18 protein-coding genes are annotated in these 21,227 nt (G+C 39.0%); 4 read left to right on the top strand and 14 right to left on the bottom strand.

Annotation, left to right across the window (positions count from 1 at the left end; translation table 11 throughout):
* Positions 1-67 precede the first annotated feature (67 nt).
* Positions 68-1,090: an NAD-dependent epimerase/dehydratase family protein gene (locus ACI6PS_RS15515; protein WP_421013486.1), complete on the top strand. Its 1,023-nt coding sequence runs from the start codon at positions 68-70 to the stop codon at positions 1,088-1,090.
* A gap of 9 nt (positions 1,091-1,099) precedes the next feature.
* Here ACI6PS_RS15515 and ACI6PS_RS15510 read toward each other — a convergent pair whose 3' ends face one another.
* From ACI6PS_RS15510 to ACI6PS_RS15500, 3 genes are read right to left on the bottom strand one after another with little or no spacing between them, the layout of a single operon-like run.
* A complete protein-coding gene (locus tag ACI6PS_RS15510; protein ID WP_421013485.1) occupies positions 1,100-1,534 on the bottom strand; it encodes a DUF4296 domain-containing protein in 435 nt (144 codons plus the stop codon).
* Between the two features lie 11 nt (positions 1,535-1,545).
* Positions 1,546-2,886 carry a dihydroorotase gene (locus ACI6PS_RS15505; protein WP_421013484.1) on the bottom strand — a complete coding sequence of 447 codons (1,341 nt, stop codon included), beginning with the start codon at positions 2,884-2,886 and terminating at the stop codon, positions 1,546-1,548.
* 12 nt (positions 2,887-2,898) lie between these two features.
* Complete coding sequence (locus ACI6PS_RS15500; RefSeq protein WP_421013483.1) at positions 2,899-3,624, bottom strand: polyprenol monophosphomannose synthase; 726 nt, start codon at positions 3,622-3,624, stop codon at positions 2,899-2,901.
* 305 nt (positions 3,625-3,929) lie between these two features.
* Between ACI6PS_RS15500 and ACI6PS_RS15495 the strand changes: the two genes are divergently transcribed.
* The 3 genes from ACI6PS_RS15495 to ACI6PS_RS15485 all read left to right on the top strand — a co-directional run bounded on the left by ACI6PS_RS15495 (position 3,930) and on the right by ACI6PS_RS15485 (position 7,007).
* The gene (locus ACI6PS_RS15495; RefSeq protein ID WP_421013482.1) at positions 3,930-4,595 is read left to right on the top strand and encodes a DUF4271 domain-containing protein; all 666 of its coding nucleotides are present in this window, start codon (positions 3,930-3,932) and stop codon (positions 4,593-4,595) included.
* A gap of 20 nt (positions 4,596-4,615) precedes the next feature.
* Positions 4,616-5,368: a uroporphyrinogen-III synthase gene (locus tag ACI6PS_RS15490; protein ID WP_421013481.1), complete on the top strand. Its 753-nt coding sequence runs from the start codon at positions 4,616-4,618 to the stop codon at positions 5,366-5,368.
* A gap of 232 nt (positions 5,369-5,600) precedes the next feature.
* Positions 5,601-7,007, top strand: a complete 1,407-nt coding sequence (locus tag ACI6PS_RS15485) for a T9SS type A sorting domain-containing protein (protein WP_421013480.1) — start codon at positions 5,601-5,603, stop codon at positions 7,005-7,007.
* 76 nt (positions 7,008-7,083) lie between these two features.
* Here ACI6PS_RS15485 and ACI6PS_RS15480 read toward each other — a convergent pair whose 3' ends face one another.
* The 11 genes from ACI6PS_RS15480 to ACI6PS_RS15430 form a co-directional block, all read right to left on the bottom strand.
* Complete coding sequence (locus ACI6PS_RS15480; protein ID WP_421013479.1) at positions 7,084-7,416, bottom strand: ferredoxin; 333 nt, start codon at positions 7,414-7,416, stop codon at positions 7,084-7,086.
* 2 nt (positions 7,417-7,418) lie between these two features.
* Complete coding sequence (locus tag ACI6PS_RS15475; RefSeq protein WP_421013478.1) at positions 7,419-8,471, bottom strand: NAD(P)/FAD-dependent oxidoreductase; 1,053 nt, start codon at positions 8,469-8,471, stop codon at positions 7,419-7,421.
* A 210-nt stretch (positions 8,472-8,681) separates the two neighbouring features.
* Positions 8,682-8,921, bottom strand: coding sequence for a NifU family protein (locus tag ACI6PS_RS15470; RefSeq protein ID WP_421013477.1), 240 nt, complete (start codon positions 8,919-8,921; stop codon positions 8,682-8,684).
* A gap of 56 nt (positions 8,922-8,977) precedes the next feature.
* Complete coding sequence (locus ACI6PS_RS15465; RefSeq protein ID WP_421013476.1) at positions 8,978-10,108, bottom strand: P-loop NTPase; 1,131 nt, start codon at positions 10,106-10,108, stop codon at positions 8,978-8,980.
* A gap of 122 nt (positions 10,109-10,230) precedes the next feature.
* Positions 10,231-11,529 (bottom strand): TolC family protein, encoded by a 1,299-nt coding sequence (locus ACI6PS_RS15460; protein WP_421013475.1) that lies wholly within the window; start codon positions 11,527-11,529, stop codon positions 10,231-10,233.
* A gap of 164 nt (positions 11,530-11,693) precedes the next feature.
* Complete coding sequence (locus ACI6PS_RS15455) at positions 11,694-14,108, bottom strand: ABC transporter permease (RefSeq protein WP_421013474.1); 2,415 nt, start codon at positions 14,106-14,108, stop codon at positions 11,694-11,696.
* Between the two features lie 33 nt (positions 14,109-14,141).
* Positions 14,142-14,933, bottom strand: coding sequence for a head GIN domain-containing protein (locus tag ACI6PS_RS15450; protein WP_421013473.1), 792 nt, complete (start codon positions 14,931-14,933; stop codon positions 14,142-14,144).
* Between the two features lie 65 nt (positions 14,934-14,998).
* Positions 14,999-17,428, bottom strand: coding sequence for an ABC transporter permease (locus ACI6PS_RS15445; protein ID WP_421013472.1), 2,430 nt, complete (start codon positions 17,426-17,428; stop codon positions 14,999-15,001).
* Positions 17,429-17,537: 109 nt separating this feature from the next.
* Entirely contained in the window at positions 17,538-19,970 is a 2,433-nt protein-coding gene (locus ACI6PS_RS15440) for an ABC transporter permease (protein WP_421013471.1), read from the bottom strand.
* A 140-nt stretch (positions 19,971-20,110) separates the two neighbouring features.
* Positions 20,111-20,812: an ABC transporter ATP-binding protein gene (locus ACI6PS_RS15435; protein ID WP_421013470.1), complete on the bottom strand. Its 702-nt coding sequence runs from the start codon at positions 20,810-20,812 to the stop codon at positions 20,111-20,113.
* Between the two features lie 98 nt (positions 20,813-20,910).
* Complete coding sequence (locus ACI6PS_RS15430; RefSeq protein WP_421013469.1) at positions 20,911-21,048, bottom strand: hypothetical protein; 138 nt, start codon at positions 21,046-21,048, stop codon at positions 20,911-20,913.
* Between the last annotated feature and the right edge of the window lie 179 nt (positions 21,049-21,227).

The following is a 21,227-nucleotide window of genomic DNA, read 5'->3' as shown; positions in this document are numbered from 1 at the left end:
TTTTAAATTTAATGAATAACGATCTTCAAAATTCCAGTTCCCAAAATATCTCATTACCTTTGCCACTATGGTTTTAGTCACAGGAGCAACAGGTTTGGTAGGTTCGCATTTGATACTGCATTTACTCGAAAATGGAGATACTGTTTCGGCTATTTACAGAAGTGAAAATTCAATTGCAAAAACAAAATCACTTTTCAAACTTTACAACAAGGAATTATTATTCGATAAGATTCATTGGCTTCAAGCCGATATCAACGACATTCCTTCTTTGGAAATTGCCTTCGAAAACATCGAACATGTCTATCATTGTGCCGCCTTCATTTCCTTTGAACCAACCGATGAGGAAAAAATCCGCAAAATCAATATCGAAGGAACGGCCAATATTGTCAATTTTTGTCTGGCTAAAAACGTCAAGAAATTATGCTATGTAAGTTCGATTGCCGCCTTGGGCGATCTTCCAAAAGTAAATCATCAAGAAGCAACTCCCATCCTTAATTCCATCAATGAAGAAACCGACTGGAATCCTGAAAAGCCACACAGCGACTACGCCATTTCAAAATATGGAGCCGAAATGGAAATCTGGCGCGGGCAACAGGAAGGTTTGGAAGCTGTAGTAGTCAATCCGGGCGTGATTTTTGGTCCAGGTTTTTGGAAAGAAGGAAGCGGCAAAATCTTTACCACTGTTGCAAAAGGGACAAAGTATTATACCAAAGGTTCTACAGGATTTATTGCAGTTGAAGATGTTGTGAAGGTGATGGCTTTGTTGATGAAAAGCAACATTTCGGGAGAGCGATATGTTCTTGTTGCAGAAAATGTAATTTTTCAAGACCTTATTGATACAATTGCAGAAAGTTTGGGTGCCAAAAAGCCAACTGCCTACGCCAAAAAATGGATGACCGAAATTGCCTGGCGACTCGATTGGCTTAGAGCCAATTTGTTTTTCTCCAAAAGGAAACTCTCAATGGCAGTTGCGAAATCGCTTCATACAACCGATTTGTATGCAAATAGAAAAATAAAAGACGAACTGGGATTTGAATTTACTCCTATCTCTACTTATATTCAAGAAATTTCAAAAGTTTACAGGCCTTAGTATTAAGAATTATTTTGCCTTCAACTTTAGGTTATTTCTCATTGAGTCTATGCTTTTTAATGCTTTTTGAGGTTTGGTCTTTGTGTTTTTTTTAGACTCCCGAGCAACAATGGTGTCCATTTCAGTCTTTTCTTTTCCCAATCGCTCCTCAATCCGTTGATACATCTTCAGGTAATTGTGAACATCCGAAGCATAATAATGGTTGCTGTTCACAAATTGCAAACTGTCAATGTCATATTTGTCGTAAACATAAGTGGAAGCCGTGATGTTTTTATTTTCGAGGGAAGAAGGATTATTTTGCTTAATGGCTTCCAAAACTGCCAAATCATAGATAATGTCTTCCATGGTATCTTCATCGATAAGGTTATCCGGCTTGTCGATTGCATTTTGCTGACAGCTGAACAGTAGAAGCGCTCCAATAAAAAAACAAAATATCTTTTTCATGCTAGAAATTTTTAACGGTCAAAAAGCAAACGCTCGCCACATTTAATGTCCTTTACTTTGAAATTGTTGTAAACCAATTGTCCGTTTACAAAGGTATGCGTTATTCTCGACTTAAAGTTATAACCTTCAAATGGCGACCATCCGCATTTGTATAAAATGTTGTCTTTCTTTACGTTCCAAGGCATTCCGGGATTTACGATGGCCAAATCGGCATAATAACCTTCCTTAATGAAACCTCTTTTTTCAATCTTGAAGATTTTTGCAGGATTGTGTGCCATCTTCTCCACGATTTTTTCTACCGAAATTTTTCCTTGGTGATGTGCCTCAAACATTGCTACCACAGCGTGCTGAACCAAAGGGCCGCCTGATGGAGCTTGCAAGTAAGGAAGGCTTTTTTCTTCCAAAGTATGTGGAGCGTGATCGGTTGCGATAACGTCAATTCGGTCGTCAAGCAAGGCTTCCCAAAGCGCATCCTTGTCTTTTTGCGTTTTTACGGCCGGATTCCATTTGATGAAATTGCCCTTTTTTGCATAATCTTCATTCGTGAACCACAAATGATGGATGCAGACTTCGGCGGTGATTTTCTTTTCCTCCAATGGAATTTTATTGGTAAACAATTCCATTTCCTTTGCTGTAGAAAGGTGGAAGATGTGCAAGCGTGCTCCCGTTTTCTTTGCCAATGCAATTGCTTTTGAAGAAGAAATGTAACAAGCTTCTTCGCTTCTTATTAAGTGATGAACCGTTGCTGGAACATCATCGCCGTATTCGGCTTTGTATTTTTCTAGATTTGCTTTTATGGTGGCTTCGTCTTCGCAATGAACGGCGATAAGCATTGGCGTGCTGGAGAATATTTTTTCCAAGACTTCTTCGTTGTCCACCAGCATATTTCCGGTTGAAGAACCTAAGAATAGTTTTATACCGGCAACATTTTTTGGATTTGTTTTCAGTACTTCTTCCAAGTTGTCGTTGGTGCCACCCATCATGAAGGAGTAGTTGGCAAACGATGTCTCGGAAGCAATTTGGTATTTTTGTTCGAGTAATTCTTGTGTTACCGCATTCGGCACCGTATTGGGTTGCTCGATGAAAGACGTGATTCCTCCGGCAACAGCGGCTCTGGATTCAGAAGCGATGTTTCCTTTATGTGTCAATCCCGGTTCTCTGAAGTGTACTTGGTCGTCGATGGCACCTGGAATCAGATAGTTTCCTTCTGCATCGATGATTTTTGTTGTGGATGATTTGGCGCTGATACTTTCGGCTATTTCTACGATGTATTTGTCTTCTATGAGCAAATCTCCTTCGAAAATAGTTCCTTCGTTAACGATTTTGGCATTTTTGATTAAAACCCTGTTCATTTTTTCTTTTTCTTATAATCTATTAAAAAACTGTCGCATTCTAAGCGAGATGACTCCAAAAACGGCTTCCTTGATGATCGAGCCACTCATTTTTGATTGTCCTTTTGCCCTGTCGGTAAAGATGATCGGGACTTCTATTATTTCAAATTTCTTGGCGTAGGCCCTGTATTTCATTTCAATCTGAAAGGCATAACCTATAAATTTTATCTTGTCGAGGTTGATGGATTCCAATACTTGACGCTTGTAGCACATAAATCCTGCAGTAGCATCTTGGATTTTCATTCCGGTAATCAATCGAACATAGACGGATGCAAAATAGGAGAGCAAAACCCTGCTTAAAGGCCAGTTTACAACATTTACGCCCGTGATATATCGTGATCCGATGGCAACATCGCCTCTCCCGAAATGGCAGGCATCATACAATCGTTCTAAATCGGCTGGATTGTGCGAGAAATCGGCATCCATTTCGAAAATGTAATTGTATTTTTTTGCTATTGCCCATTTGAATCCGTGGACATAGGCGGTTCCCAAGCCTGCTTTTTTTTCTCTTTGTTCGATAAAAAGGCGATCGGGAAATTCTTCTTGGAGCTCTATTACTTTTTGAGCGGTTTTGTCAGGCGAATTATCGTCGACAATGAGTATATGAAAGGGCTTTGGGAGAGAAAACACTGCTCTGATAATGCTTTCGATGTTTTCAATTTCGTTATAGGTAGGAATTATAACAATACCGTCGTTCATAAACTCTTTAAATTTCCACGCAAAAATAAACTTTTTATGGATGTTAGGTCTTAATTAAATTATAATAATTTTTGGTTTTGATGCGATTTCGCAATGTATGAATGTTTCTGAAGTGAAAACGGATTGTTTTATAGCCCCGACTGGAGGGAAAAACCTTTTTGTTCTTTCTTTAAGAACAAAAAGTTTTGGAAGGAAGGCGGGAATATGGCTTCCAAATATGCCCAAGCGTTTTGCTCCTAATTATTACGTTTGAAATTTTTTATTGAAGTTGAATTTGGTTGCCGAATTGTTATCTTTGCGGGACTATGATGGATGCTATTTTACAGGAACGCGTGTTGGAAAACAAGGATTGGGCAACGGTTTTGTTTGTGCTTAGTTTTGTGTTGATTGCGGTTGCGAGAACGAGTTTTGAGAGCCGTTTTAGCGATTTTATGAGGTTGCTTTTCTCTGATAAATACAACAAGATTTACAAGGACAGTTCGCATTTGATGAGCTGGTTTAACATTGCATTGTTTGTGGTGCAGTTGATTTCGCTTGCTTTTTTCGCTCAGCTGATTTTGGCGTATTTTGGTTATGTTTCCAAAGCCGATTGGGTGTTGTACATTCAGATTGTAACGTTGATAGGGGTTTTCATACTTTCTAAATACTTGATTGAAAAAATTATTGCGACTTCTTTTAATATGGAAGAGTTTGTGGAGCAATATAATTTACAGAAAGTTAACTATAGGACTTACATTTCTTTATTGCTTCTTCCTATTAATGTTTTTCTGTTTTATAATGATAATGTATCGATAATGGTAATTTACGTGCTTATCGGCATTGTTTTGGTTGCAAACCTGCTAACTTATTTGAATTCCTTAAAAATCTATCAAAACTTAATAATCGGTAAGTTGTTTTATTTTATTTTGTATCTTTGCGCACTTGAAATAGCACCTTACTATTTTATTTATTATTGGTTTACGAGAAGTTAGTGCATTAGAAAATATCAAATATGAAAGTGAAAACAATTTTGGTGTCGCAACCGGAGCCTAAAGTAGAGAATTCGCCATACTTTGAGCTACAACAAAAGCATAAAGTAAAAATTGATTTCAGGCCTTTTATACACGTTGAAGGCGTTAGTGCAAAGGATGTTCGACTTCAGAAAATCGACTTTAACAACTACACGGCCATCATCCTGACGAGTAAAAATTCTGTTGACCACTTTTTTAGAGTTGCAGATGAAATGCGTTATAAAGTTCCTGAAGATTTAAAATATTTTTGCCAGTCGGAAGCAGTTGCTTTCTATCTTCAAAAATATGTGGTGTATAGAAAGCGTAAGATTTATGTAGGCCAGAAGGATTTCGCAGATATGTCTTCGTTGTTTAAAAAATACAAAGACGAAAAGTTCTTGTTACCGGCTTCTGATCAGTTGAATGCAGATGTTCCTCAAACGTTAAATGGTTTGAAAGTTGATTGGACAGTAGCAACATTATATAAAACGGTAATGAGTGATTTGTCAGACTTGGCGGATGTTTATTATGATGTTTTGGCATTCTTTAGCCCGACAGGAATCAAATCATTGTTCATGAATTTTCCTGATTTCGAACAAAACAATACAAGAATTGCGGTTTTTGGAAGCACAACACAAAAAGAAGCTGTTGATCATGGATTGAGAGTGGATATTATGGCGCCGTCTCCAGAAGCACCTTCGATGACAATGGCATTGGAGAAATATATTGCAAAAGCAAATAAGGAAGCAAAATAATTGTTTTTTATTCATATAGAAAGAGCCTTACATTGTAGGGCTCTTTTTTTATGCCAATTTTTCAGAATAATTTTTTAATGTTTAACGAAAACGGAGTAGTTGAATTGATTTTGATAAAAATTTGAAGATTTTTAACGGACATAAGGATTAATTGTTAATTTAGCGCGCCTAAAAATATTTAGGCTAGCAAGAAGAGTCAAATCTCTGCTATTAATAAATTAATAAGATTATAATGAAAAGGAAAAGTTTGCCAAAACTTACTTATTTGGTTATGCTGATTTCGATGGTTTCTTTTGGACAGAACACGGACTCGAATGGAAGAAAAGTTTTTGGAAGAAATGTAAAATCGATCAATCCATCGACAGGAATTGTAAAATGTGTTTCATCAGAATATGAAGAGCATTTGCAGGAAACTGTAAAAGGGCGTGCTACCAACGCAGAGTTTGAGGCTTGGTTGGCACCAAAGGTTGAAGCTGTGAAACGCAGTATGCAAAGCGGAAAAAGTGCCAATACTATTGTAACCATTCCAGTAGTGGTTCATGTTATTCATAACGGAGATGCAATTGGGGTGAATGAGAATATTTCGGATGCACGAGTACTTTCGCAAATTACCGTATTGAATCAGGATTTTAGAAGGATGCTCGGAACTCCAGGTCACAACACAAGTGCAATTGGAGCGGATATAGAAGTTGAATTTTGTATGGCTCAAAGAAAACCTGATGGAACTGCTACTAATGGAATTGATAGGGTCAATCTGAATGTTGCGAGCTGGAATACAGAAACATCTGTTGAAAATAATCTAAAACCAAATACAATTTGGGATCCTACTCAGTATTTTAATATTTGGGTTTGTCATTTCAGTGATGATGAGGATGATGAAATGTGGGGAACCTTAGGATATGCACAATTCCCGAGTAATTCCGGTCTTCAAGGAATTAATGTTAATGGAGGATTGGCAACTACTGATGGAGTAGTTATCGATTGGAGAGCTTTTGGATCATCTGATTTTGCTCCAGGAAACTATTTTGATGACATTGATAAAGGAAGAACTGCCACTCACGAAATTGGACATTGTTTTGGATTGAGACACATTTGGGGTGATATGGGAAGTCAAATGTTCAACGATATTGATTGCAGTGGTACCGATTATTGTGCTGATACACCTGTTGCTGGTTGGGAAAATTATGATTGTGCTGAAGTTTATAATTCATGTCCTGCACCTGGGAATGATATGACTGAAAATTATATGGATTATACCAATGATACATGTATGAATATTTTTACCTTAGATCAAAAAGCAAGGATATTGGCCGTTCTGCAAAACTCTCCAAGAAGATCAACTTTAGGAAGTTCACTTGCTTGTCAGTCAACTTTAGGTACTTCTACTTATGATGCTTTGGAAATGGTTTCGGTATATCCGAATCCTGCTACAGATGTACTTACAATTTCAATTGGAGAAACGGCAGATTTGCCTTCTGCTTACAGTATATATAACAGTTTAGGTCAAGTAATTGCTCAAAAAGTTATTTCTTCAGATACAGATTTGTCGATCAATACTTCTGATTTGAGTTCTGGAATCTATTTTATCAGAATTGAAAAAGAAACGGCAGTTAAGACACTGAAGTTTGTTAAAAAATAATTGTTTTTGGTTAAAACGAAACAGCCCGAAAGTTGAATTACTTTCGGGCTGTTTTAATTTTATAAAGGAAGAAATTTTAATATTCTGGAGCTAGCTCCAATTCCAAACCTTCCAAATCTTCTGTTATATGAATCTGGCATCCCAAACGGCTATTTGATTTTACATTGAATGCTTCCGAAAGCATTGCTTCTTCATCGTCGCCCATTTCTGGCAAGGCAACATCGTTCGTAATATAGCATTGACAAGAAGCACACATTGCCATTCCGCCACAAACACCAATAGTTCCTTCTGGAGCCAATTCGTATGCACGAACCAATTCCATTATGTTCATGTTCATGTCCGTTGGCGCTTGAACTTCGTGCTGGATGCCTTCTCGGTCAGTGATTTTTATAGTAACGTCCTGCGACATAATTATTCGATTGATTTAACGACTGCTTTTTCGGCTTCTTTACGAGTTCCGTCGAAACCATCAACACCTGAAACAGTTGTGTATTTCAATACATATTTCTTTCCAGGGTTTAATTTATTGTAAACGCTTTGACACATCAAAGTGGCTTCATGGAAACCACAAAGAATCAATTTTAATTTTCCAGGATAGGTATTCACATCGCCAATTGCATAAATACCTTCAATATTGGTTTGATAATCCAAGGCATTGTTCACTTTGATGGCATTTTTCTCGATTTCCAATCCCCAATTGGCAATTGCCCCAAGCTTCGGCGACAATCCGAAAAGCGGGATAAAATAATCGGTTTTAATGTTTCGGTGTGCTCCGTTTTCTTCTATATCAATAGATTCCAAATGTTCGGCACCATTAAGTCCTACAACTTCTGCAGGAGTTATCAAGTTGATTTTTCCAGCGTGTTTCAATTCCTGCACTTTTTCAACAGAATCCAAAGCACCACGGAATTCATTTCTTCTATGAATCAACGTAACTTCTGAAGCAACATTTGCAAGGAAGACGCTCCAATCCAAAGCAGAATCGCCTCCGCCGGCAATCACAATTTTCTTATCACGGAACAATTCTGGGTCTTTTACAAAATATTCAACACCTTTGTCTTCGTAGAATTCAATGTCTTCAATCAAAGGCTTTCTTGGTTCAAAACTTCCCAAACCACCTGCGATAGCAACGGCTTTACAAGCATGTTTTGTACCTTTATCAGTCGTTACGATAAAGCTTCCGTCTTCCTGTTTCTCGATGGTTTCGGCTTTTTCGTTCAAGGTAAATCCCGGTTGGAATTGCTTGATCTGATCCATCAAATTATCAACCAAGTCACCTGCCAAAACGGAAGGATAACCAGGAATATCAAAAATAGGTTTTTTAGGATAAAGCTCTGCTAATTGACCACCTGGTTGTGGAAGAGCGTCGATGATATGGCATTTTAATTTTAAAAGTCCAGCTTCAAAAACGGTAAAAAGTCCAGTAGGACCAGCACCGATTATTAATATATCTGTTTCAATCATTGTTTAAGGTTTCTGAATTTCTGGTACAAAGTACTCGAAACATTGAAGGTTATTTTATGACAATTGTCAGTTTATAAATTAAAAGAAAAACTAAAACTGGAACGTTTTGTGTTCAAACAAAAGTAAAAAAGCTAAAAAGTAAATTTATGTTTCAAACCATTATGCTTTTTGATGGGCGAATGATTTGAAACATAAAAATATTGGAAATAGTTATGCTACGTTTACCACAGTTTCAATCTGCGGCGCATATTTCTTAATGGTAGTTTCCACACCTGCTTTCAACGTCATTTGGTTGACACTGCAAGAGATACAGGCACCTTCTAGACGCACTTTAACGTGCTTGTCATCTTCAATGTCGATTAGCGAAATGTTTCCGCCATCAGACTCAAGGAAAGGACGGATTTCATCCAATGCTTTCAGTACGTTTGATTTAATTTCTTCTGTTGTCATAATTTCAATGTGTCAATTAGAAAATTAGCTAATCAGCTAATTCGCATATTATCTAATTATTTTTTAACAGCAGAACAACCTGCCATTGTTGTAATTTTTACTGCTTCCGATGGAGGAAGGTTTTCATTTCGGCTTACCGTTTCCTGCACTACATTTCGAGCGATTTCTTCGAAAACCGTTTCCAAAGGCGAACCTGTTTGCAAAGCAGCCGGACGACCGTAATCTCCCGCTTCACGAATAGACTGTACGATTGGCACTTCTCCAAGGAAAGGCACGTTTAAATCTTCTGCAAGATTTTTTGCTCCTTCTTGTCCGAAAATGTAGTATTTGTTTTGAGGTAATTCTTCTGGTGTGAAATAGGCCATGTTTTCAATAATTCCCAAAACAGGAACATTAATACTGTCCGATTGGAACATGGCAACTCCTTTTTTAGCATCGGCCAAGGCTACGGCTTGTGGCGTGCTCACGATAACCGCTCCGGTGATTGGCAACGATTGAACAATCGAGAGGTGGATATCTCCAGTTCCAGGAGGCAAATCGATCAGCATGAAATCAAGTTCTCCCCAATCTGCATCAAAAATCATTTGGTTCAAGGCTTTTGAAGCCATTGGTCCTCTCCAGATTACGGCTTGGCTCGGAGCTGTGAAAAACCCAATAGAAAGTATTTTTACTTCGTAGCTTTCGATTGGTTTCATTTTTGATTTTCCGTCAATCGTTACAGAGATTGGTTTTTCGGTTTCGACGTCAAACATAATTGGCATTGACGGACCGTAAATATCAGCATCCAAAACACCAACATTGAATCCCATTTTTGCCAAAGTTACTGCAAGATTCGCAGTAGTGGTAGATTTCCCTACACCACCTTTTCCAGAGGCAACGGCAATAATATTTTTGATTCCAGGAATGGCTTTTCCTTTGATTTCATTTGGTTTTTCAGGAGCTTCAACCTTGATATTCACCTTTACTTTGGCTTCCGGATTGAATTTTTCTTGGATTAATTTACGAATATCGTCCTCAGCGCGTTTTTTGATGTGCATTGCTGGTGTCGAAATCGTCAAATCTACGATTGCTTCTTCGCCAAAAGTAACCACATTTGTAACGGCTCCGCTTTCGACCATATTTTTTCCTTCTCCAGCAATAGTTAATGATTCTAAGGCTTTGAGTATCTCTTTTCTATCTAATTTCATATAGGGTGTGCAACTCTTTTCAATTGCGATTTATTAAGATTGAATTTAGATTGCAAAGATAATACGAAATGTTCTTAAAATAAAGATAAAGGATTGGTTTTGTTTATGGTGGTATTGTCAGATTATAATTCGTTTTTTTGAATTAAATTTATTTTTAGCGAAGCATATTGCATGAATAGATTATTTTTCAGAAAATCATATTCTGAAGAAAGCAATTGGTTTTTTACAGCATTGTAACCTACGGCGTCAATTTTTCCGCTTGTGAATTTCGACTGAGTGGTTTTGAATGATTCTTGAGCATATTTCAAAGTGTTTCCCAGATTATTAGACAACTTAGCATATTGTTTTTTACGCGTGTTTTCGAGTTCAATTTGCTGTTCGATTTTGATTTTTTCCTGTTCCGAAACCAATTTTGTACGTTCCGATTCTATCTTGGAAGCCTTGATGCGCTTGCTATTTCTGAATCCAGTAAAAAGCGGAATACTCATTTGCAGACCAACCTGATGGTTTTTATTATCGTCCAACTGAGTTCGGAAACCGGCAACATTCGCATTGGGTTGATTGATTGGTGAAGAATAAAAACTGGACAATTGATAGAACGCCGAAAGTGTCGGACGGTTGACAGAACGCTGAATCGAAATGTCTGTTTTCGAAACTTTATAGGCCAGTTCAGCAAATTGAAGTTTCGGATTTTTGATTTCGGTCAAAACAATTTCGGTTTCATTTGCCAAATACGTTTCCAGAACCACATCATCCAAATTTTCAACCTTGAAATTCATCAATTGAAAAAGTTGCAGTTTTTGGGTTTCAAACAATTGTTCGGCTTCCAAAAGGCGCTTTTCGTCCTGTGAAAAACTCAGTTGTATGTCGTATAAATCGCTTTGAGGCTTGTTTCCGATTTCAACTTCTTTCTCGATTCTCTTGAGATTGAACGTACTGTTTTTGAGTTGTTCCTTTTGGATTTTCAATAGCTCTTGAGAAAATAATGCATCGAAATATTTTTCAAGCAATTGCAGTTTGTATTCGTATTCAATGACCGATTTGTCGGCTTTTGCCATTTCAATTTCCATCTTGTTTTTCTTAGCTGTCGCCAAATTATTAAAGTCGAGGATGTTGATATTCGCATTCAGAAAAAAATTGTCCCATTGTATATCAGAGCTCACCCTGTTGTTGGTTGTCGGGTCGATGGTTGAACCGAAATTGTAATTGTGATTTCCGTTTAAACTCACGCTCGGGAACAATTCCAAAAGAGGATGTGTGTAGAGTTTTTGGGCTTTGGAGACCTCGAGTTGCTTGATCTTGATGTCGATGCTGTTTTGCATGGCAGTATCAAAACACTTTTGCAATGACCAGGAATTTTCCTGGCCATTCACAAAAATGCTCGAAGTAATTATGAGCAAACTCAAAATTAGTTTTTTCATCGTAAGAATATTGTTGTCGTTTAGGAGAACGTTTAAAAAGCGCCTAAAGATTTCCTCTAGCCCAGATTGTAGTGGAAATCCTTTTTGTTCTGGGGTTTAGAACAAAAAGATTGCAACGTAAAGCTGGAATATGGTTTCTGAAAATGCCTCTGATTTGCTCCTTATTATTCGTATTTTAAATATTTTAACACCTCAATTCGCGTTGCCTGATAGGCTTTGGAAAGCACTACAATTAGGGTAAGAAACAATAATGCGATGAATCCAATGGCGAACGGCAATAGGGAAATATCGATCCTGAAGGCGAAATTCTCCAGCCATTTTTCGAGCAGATAATAGGCCGGAAAAAGGGCGATGAGGAAGCCGATGATGCAAAACACGATGTATTGTTTTGAAAGCTCTTTGAGCAATGTCTTGGTTTCGGCACCCAAAGTTTTTCGGATGGCGATTTCCTTCATTCTTCGTTCGATGGAATAGGAGGCGAGGGCGAATAATCCGAAAACGGCGATGAGGATTACCACTACATTCAACAGTGAAAACAGGTTGCGTTGCATGACGAAGCTTTCGTAGGTTCGGGCAAAACCTTTGTCCACAAAATCATATTTGAACGGATATTTCACATCGACGTTCTTGGTCCAGAATTTCTCAAGATCGGCAATGGTTTGCGCCATATCTTCGGATTTTACTTTGATGAAAAAGTGATCGAGATTATACGACATCCAATCGACGGTTTTGAAATGGAAGAACGCCATTGGAGGGATTTCGGCCTGCGGGCCAAAAACATGAAAATCATCGACAACGCCAACAATCTTCAGCTTATAATCGTTCCACTCGATTTCTTTCCCGATAGGATCCTCCTTCATCATTTTCATTGCCGTTTTGTTGATGAGCATTGAATTGATGGTATCCGAAGCAAATTTTGTAGAAAGGTTCCGCCCCTTAATGATTTTTATCTGCATCATATCGAGCATCTCAAAATCGACCGCCATATTCTGGCCTTGGATGTTGACGTCCTTGTATTTGAATCCGGAAGAAGAATTTACCCCGTGTCCGAAAGTAAAGGCACCGGCCGAAACTTCTTCCACGCCTTTAATTTTTGCTACTTCTTGCTTAATGGTCAGGTAGCGGTTATAGATTACTTTAGGATTTTCCTCGTTGTCGTATCTTCGGTAGAAAACATCCATCACTTGCTCTCCTTTAAAGCCGAGGTCTTTTGTGCTAATGTAATGTACCTGCTCATAGACGATATAGGACCCGATGATGAAGAAAGAGGCAATGGCAAACTGGAAAACAAGCATTCCGTTGCGCAACCAGATGCCACTTTTGCTTCGTCCGAAATTGCCTTTCAAGACATTCAAGGTTTCAAAATTGGCCACATAAACAGAAGGGAAAATTCCCGCCATTATGATGACAATAATGAAAATCGAAATGAGTTGCAGGTAGAACTGGCTTCCTTGCAGGATCAATTCTTTTTCTAAAAATTCGTTATAGTACGGCAATGAAAGTTCTACGATTACCAGTGCAAGCAATACTGAAAAACTCGTCATCAGCACGGTTTCAAAAATAAATTGCCTGATGATGTTGCCTTTGGAAGCACCGACAATTTTACGGACGCCCACTTCCTTCGCACGTTTTATGGCATTTGCAGTGGCAAGATTGATGTAGTTGACAATCGACAAAACCAAAATCAGTACCGAAAGTCCAACCATGATCAACAGAAACTGATAATTGCCTTGTCCTTCTGGATAGCCATTTGCAATTGCGTGAAGTCGGGCTTGTTTTAACTGACTCAAGATAACTTTTGTTGTTCCGTTTTTCTTGATGTATTCGTCTAATGATATGCCTTCGGCTTGCGCAAATTTAGCCGAACGGTTTTCGATATAAAGGCCTTCAATTTTCTTCTTTATTAATTCCTGCTGAGAAGGATCTTTTAGCTTCAGCAACAATCCATAATTAAAATTTCCCCATTGATCTTTGTCGTTTTTCAGTTGGTTGTCAATAAAATTGGTAACGGCATCCGGCGCAACAGAAGATTTCCCAGGAATTCGATACACGCCTCGAACAACAAGATTTCGACCCGAATATTGAATCTGTTTTCCGATTGGTTCTTCGTTGCCAAAAATAAGCTGTGCTGTTTGTTCCGATAATGCAATGCTGGTATTGTCCTGTAAAGCGGTCTTGATGTTTCCTTTTATAAATTCGAAAGGAAAATATTCGAAAAAGGTAGTCTGAGCATCCGTTATCTTCTTGATTTGCTCCTTTTTTCCTTTGTATTCAACAATTTCATCGTAATAAAAGTTCCTGAAATAACAATAACTTTCTAGTTCAGGAATTTCTTTCAAGTGTGTTTCGATTGGGCTGATATTGCTCACCCAAATCATATTCGGCCCCATCTCGTTCATTACCTGAAACACTTTTTCATTTTCAGGATTCCAACCGTCATAAGCATTTTCGTCGTTCCAATAAAGGATTGCAAACACCAATCCCGCAATTCCTAAACTAAGTCCTAAGATATTTAGAGCCGTAAAGAATTTGTTGTTCTTGGTATGATAAAGGAATATTTTAAACCAGTTTTTAAGCATGATGCTGTTCGTTTTTTGATTGTTTGATGATGATTATCGGTTGCTTACCGATCCTGATGAACTCTCGCTTTTATCTACATTCGCAGGATTTCCGAAATAAGTAATCGAAGCACTCGAAGAAGCAATTGCAGTCAATTTTTCTGAAGCATACACAACAGCATCAGACGAACTGCTGGCTTCCACAACGGCAGTTTTGGCAATCAGGTTTTTTGCCTTGCAATCTGCCGAACTGCTCGATTTGATCGTTATTTTTTCAGTAGTTCCGGATAGTTCTACATCAGCCGAACTGTTTGTAACTACGTTAACGGCATCTGCAACAACGTTCGCATCCACATCCGAACTCGATGAAGCGTCGATTGCCACAGTCGAACATTTTAGCGTACCTGTAAAGCTTCCGCTTGACGAACAATCTATCATCACATTTTTTGCATCCAAGCCATTTTGTACAACCAAAGATGCAGAAGAGCTTACCTTGAAATCATCCACCAAGTTATTACTCACATACACTTTCAAAACATCGAAATTAACGCCGTTGTAGCTGTTGTAGTTTTTCTTGCGTTTCTTTTTTTCTGGCTTCGGGGCGTTTTTCGTATCCAAGTAAACCTTCAAGGTCGAACCCTCGATTTCCGTCTTGATGTATTGCATTCTTTGCGTATCATCCGTTTCCACTTTTACTTCCTGAGTAGAAGATTGGGTATAAATCAATTCAATCCCCTGCGAAACTTTGATTTTAGTAAAAGCACCAACGGTCCTGTTTTCCGAAACCTGTGCATTGGTCATTAAGCTCAATAATAATGCTGTTGCAAATAAGATAACTCGTGTCATAATTTTTATGTTTTAATTGTTTCTAAATCTTTTAATCTTTAAGTCCTTCAATCTTTCAATCCCACTTATTCATACTTCAAATACCGCAATACATCCACCCTTGTCGCCTGATACGCCCTCGAAAGCACCACCGCCAAAGTCAGCAGGAGTAAAGCTATAAATCCAACTACAAAAGGAAGCGCAGAAATGTCAATTCGATAAGCAAAATTATCCAGCCATTTATCCAACAGGAAATACACCGGAAAAAGCGCAATCAAAAATCCAATCACGCAGAAAAGGATGTATTGTTTTGAAAGTTCTTTTAATAACGTTTTGGTCTCGGCACCAAGGGTTTTTCGAATTGCAATCTCCTTCATCTTTCTTTGTATCGAATAGGAGGCAAGCGCAAACAATCCGAAAAGGGCTATAACAATCACCACCACATTCAATATCGAAAACAGATTACGCTGTTGCACATACGTCTTGTACGACCGCTCAAAATTCTTATCGACAAATCCATACGAAAAAGGATAATCCGGATCAATTTTGGTCTTCCAAAGCGACTCCATTTCGGCTAAAATACTATCGATATGCTCCGGATTTACCTTCACATAAATACTGTGTGCATTCTGCAACATCCAATTAATCGTCTTGTTGTGGTAGAACAACATCGGAGGCACTTCCTTATGCGGACCGTTGATATTAAAGTCACCCACCACGCCGATAATTTTCAATCTCTTGTCGCCCCAGCGGATGGTTTTTCCAAGAGGCGCTTTTTCTTTCATCAACCTCAAAGTCGCTTCATTCACCAATACCGATTCAATAGTGTCCGATGAAAACTGCTCAGAAAACTCTCGGCCTTCCTTCATCTTGATGTCCATCATTTTCAGCATTCCAAAATCAATTGCCATATTTCGCGCTACAATTTCGTTGTTGTTGTAACTGAAACCGCTCGAAAAATCATCGCCACCGCCACCTATCTTGAAGCTTCCCGACGAAACACCTTCAACACCTTTTATCTTCAACAATTCGCCTTTCAGCACTTGGTATTTGCTGTATATTTTTTCCCTAAAATCTTTTTCTTGATGGTCATAATCGTTCCGATAGTACACATCGAGAACTTCTTTGCCGTTAAATCCAATTTCCTTCTTGCTCATGTGATCCACTTGCTCGTAAACAATATAAGACCCTACAATAAAGAACGAAGCAATCGCAAACTGAAGCACCAGCATTCCGTTGCGCAACCAGATACCGCTTTTGCTTCGGGAGAAATTCCCCTTCAACACTTTTAGCGCTTCAAAATTGGCCACATAAACCGCAGGAAAAATCCCGGCAAACAGAATCACTAGGGCAAAAACCGCCAAGAGTTGCAGATAAAATGCTCCGTTATAAATCTTTAGCGATTTACTAAGGAAGTCATTATAGAAAGGCAACGCCAACTCTACAATAACCAAAGCAAAAAGCAACGCAAAGAAAGTAGTGATGACCGTTTCAAAAATAAACTGACACACAATATTCGATTTCGTAGCGCCCAAAACCTTACGCACGCCAACTTCCTTCGCTCTTTTAATCGCATTGGCCGTTGCCAGATTGATATAATTCACAATACTCAAGATCATGATCAAAACCGAAAGCGCACACATGATCACCAGAAACTGATAGTTCCCTTTTCCAGCAGGATAGCCCTCGGTTTTGGAGAAACGAACATCCTTTAGCGGTTCCAACAGCACCTGCGTTTCGCCATATTGCTTTAAGTAATCCTCAAGCGACATCCCCATCTGCTTGATGTCCTTCAACGTTTTATTCACACGATACAGGTTTTGCATCTTCGCCTGAACCGTTTCGGCCAACTCCGGATTTTTAATCTTCACCAATAATCCGAACTGGAAATTATGCCACTGGGCTTCACTTTCCTTCAGTTTTGGCTCAATCTGGCTGGTTACAACCGTAGGTTCAAAGTTCGATTTGCCCGTAATGCGGTAAACGCCTTTCACCGTAAGCGGTTTTTTGTTCACCAAGATCTGCTGGTTCAGTGCGTTTTCATCTCCAAATAAATTCTTTGCAATTTCCTCCGAGATGGCAACACTTTCCATATCTTCCAACGCCTTTTCAGCCGAACCTGCCACAAATTCATAAGGGAAAAAGCTAAAAAACGTTTTCTGGCTGTCAATTATCTTATCTGCCATAACCTTCTTGCCGTTATGCTCCAGAATTCCGCCGTTATACCATGTGTTCAAGTAGCAATACGACTCAATTTCGGGAACAGCAGTTGCAAAAGCAGGTCCCAACCCCGCCACACTCGATCCCCAAAACTCAATATTGTCAAAGCTCGAAGCCGTCGCAAAGACATGCTCCTTCTCCGGATTCCAAGCATCATACAAATGCTCGTCATTCCAGTAAAGAATCGCAAAAACCAGCCCCGCCATTCCCAAACTCAACCCTAAAATGTTGAGTGCCGTAAAGAGCTTGTTGTTCTTTATCTGATAAATAAATATGTTAAACCAATTTCTAAGCATCCTTTTTAGTTTCTGAGTTCCTAAGCTTCTAAGCACCTGAGTCTTTTAATCCCTAAGTCCTTAAGTCTTACCATCCTTCTATCCTTACGTCTTTTTAATTTTTCAATCCCTATTCATATTTCAAATATCTCAATACATCCATCCTTGTTGCCTGATATGCTTTTGAAAGTGCTATCGCCAAAGTGAGCAACATCAATACAAAAAAGCCTATGACAAATGCAATCACACTGATGTCAATTCGATACACAAAATTATCGAGCCATTTGTCGAGCAGGAAATACACAGGAAAAACCGCTATGATGAATCCCATAAAGCAAAACAAAACATATTGTTTGGACAGTTCTTTCAATAAAGTTTTTGTTTCCGCACCCAGCGTTTTCCGGATTGCAATTTCCTTCATTCTCCGTTCAATAGAATAGGAGGCAAGTGCAAACAAGCCGAACAGTGCAATCGCAATCACGATGATATTCAGCAACGAGAACAGATTTCGTTGGTACACATAATCTTGGTACGATCGGGCAAAACTCTTATCGGCAAAATCATACGAAAACGGAAAATCAGCATCTACACTTTTTACCCAAAAAGCTTCTATTTGCGCCAAAGCCGACTGCATTTTCTCAGGTTCTATATTCAAATAAAGCGTTTCGGCGTTCAAAATCATCCAATCGATGGTTTTATAATGGAAAAAGGTCATCGGAGGAATCTCTTCCTGAGGGCCATCCACATGAAAATCCTTCACAACGCCAATAATCTCCAGTTCTTTATTGTTCCAAGAAATTTTCTTGCCAATCGGGTTTTTCTCCTTCATCAACTTAACCGCTGTTTCATTTACAAGAACAGAAGTAACCGTGTCAGAAGCAAATTGTGCCGAGATATCCCTGCCTTCTTTTATCTTAATCTGCATCATGTCCAGCATTCCAAAATCAATCAGCATGTTCTTGCTCTGGACCGTATATTTTTTATTGTATTCAAAACTAGAGGAAGCCCTGATGGTATTTCCAAAGGAAAACGAACCCGCCGAAACCATTTTGACGCCATCAATTTTAGATAGTTCATGCTTTACAAACGCATATCGGTTTGCAGTATTCTTTACATAGTTAGGGTCTTCTTGGTCAAACTTGTTTGGATATTCTACCTGAACAATCTGGTCGCCTTTGAAGCCTAAATCTTTCGTACTGATGTAATCAATTTGCTGATATACCACATAGGAACCCACCATAAAGAAAGTTGCTATTGCAAACTGGAGCACCAGCATCCCGTTGCGCAACCAGATTCCGTTCTTGCTTCGTGAGAAGTTTCCTTTCAAAACATTTAAGGTTTCAAAATTCGAAACATAAACCGCAGGAAATATACCCGCCACAATAATTATAACAAACAAAATCCCCAGCAATTGAAGGTAGAACTCACCCGTATGGATATCCAATGTCTTCCCTAAAAAATCATTATAGTAAGGCAACGAAAGTTCCACAATAACCAGCCCAATCAATAAAGCTAGAACAGTAGTGATGGCCGTTTCTAGCAGAAACTGTCCAACGATGTTCAATTTCGAAGCACCCATTATTTTTCGTATTCCAACTTCCTTCGCCCTTTTTATGGCATTGGCTGTCGCCAAATTGATGTAGTTTACAGTCGACAATACCAGGATCAGAATCGAAATTCCCATCATGATCAGCAAAAACTGCAGGTTTCCTTTGTTTTCGGGAAAACCATCAGTGTCAGAATGCAACCGAGCATCGGGCAAGGCTTGCAAACTTATCGTTGTAGAGCGACCGCCTTTCTTGCGCCATTGATCGAGCGTGATGCCTTCGGCCTTTGCCCATTTCAAATCCCTGTTTTCAAACAAAAGGCGGTTCATCTTCTTGATAACTGCCGCCGTATCTGCCGGGTTTTTTATTTTCAGAAGCAATCCATAATTAAAATTTCCCCATTCATTTCGGTCAACTTTCAATTGCTTTTCCGTATTGTTCACCACCGCCTGAGGCGCCATCGATGATTTTCCAGGAATACGATAAACACCTCGAACCACATAGATCTTTTTGTTATACGTAATCTGTTTTTCCATTGGATTTTCATCCTCAAAGAGCGCCTTTGCAACATCTTCAGAAATAGCCATGCTGTTTTCGTCTGCAATCGCATTTGCACCATTTCCTCTTATAAATTCGAAAGGAAAAAACGAAAAAAAGTTACTCTGAGCTCCGCTCACATTCGCAATCATCTTATGATCTTGCGTCTTGATCGGTGCTTTGTCATACCAATTTTCAAAATAGCAATACGCTTCCAATTCTGGAAAGTCCTTCTGGAAATAAGGCTCATAACCCGCCACATTCGATGCCCATTTCATATCATCGGCAACCGAAGTAATCGATAAAAACACCTTGTCTTTCTCTGTATTCCATTGATTGTACGAATGCTCGTCGTTCCAATAAAGAATTGCAAAGATCAAACCCGCAACCCCAATACTCAACCCCAAAATATTCAAGGTAGTAAAGAGCTTGTTGTTCTTTATCTGATAAATAAATATGTTAAACCAATTTCTAAGCATTCTTTTTAGTTTCTGAGTTCCTAAGCTTCTAAGTATTTGAGTTTAGACAAGTATTAGTGTCAATTCGTGCAATTCGTGGCTACCTCCAGACGATTAAATCTGTGCAAATCCGTGCAATCTGTGTTTAAATAAAATCAGTGTTACTGCACCAAAACATCCACATTTCTATTATTCACCTTTTCCGAAAGCACCATCCCGTCCTTCATAAAAACCGTCTTTTGCGAAAACGAAGCATCATAATCCGAGTGTGTCACCATCAAAATAGTTGCCCCATTCGCGTGCAAATCCGTCAAAAGTTCCATTACCTCGTTACCATTTTTAGAGTCAAGATTCCCCGTAGGCTCATCCGCAAGGATAATCTTCGGGTCGTTTATCAAAGCCCTCGCCACCGCAACACGCTGTTGCTGTCCGCCCGAAAGCTGTTGCGGAAAATGCTTCAAACGATGCGAAATCGCCAAACGCTCCGCAATTGCCTCCACCTTTTTCTTCCTTTCAGACGAAGGAACATTGTTATAAATCAAAGGAAGTTCGATATTATCATACACCGAAAGCTCGTCGATGAGGTTAAAGTTCTGAAAGATAAAACCAATGTTCTGTTTCCTGATTTTCGACTTCTCCGACTCACTCAACCCAAGCATTTCCTGCCCAAGCAACTGATAACTCCCACTGCTGGCACTGTCCAGCAACCCAACAATGTTCAGCAACGTCGACTTCCCGCAACCCGATGCCCCCATAATCGTAATAAACTCCCCCTGCTTCACCTCCAGCGCAATACTGTTCAGCGCCTTCGTCTCCACTTCTTCCGTTCTGAATACTTTCGATAGATTTTCAATTTTTATCATACTATTTCTTTTTTAAATTGTTTCCAGCCTGATTAGAACTGTTCGTTTTTCTATTTGATGATCGAAACCCCAGCGTGATTAAAGCTGATTTTTTTATTTTAATTTATATTATTTATCCCCAATCTTGTCATCCCGACGAAGGCGTGTCCGCCGTGGCGGAAGGGATCTCCACCAGCAACTCCCCAACCAAAAACCACTGCAAATCCATACAATCCGTGTCTATTTTTTCTACGCATAAATCTGTGTAAATCTGTGCAATCTGTGTTTTAAATAAAATCTGCAACTCCCCAACCCACAACCACTACAAATCCATGCAATCCATATCTATTTTTTCAACACATAAATCTGTGTAAATCTGTGCAATCTGTGTTTTAAATAAAATCTGCAACTCCCCAACCCACAACCACTACAAATC

This window comes from Flavobacterium sp. PLA-1-15, from assembly GCF_049060005.1.
In the GTDB taxonomy this organism is placed as follows: domain Bacteria; phylum Bacteroidota; class Bacteroidia; order Flavobacteriales; family Flavobacteriaceae; genus Flavobacterium.
This window is presented reverse-complemented; position numbering and strand designations above follow the sequence as displayed.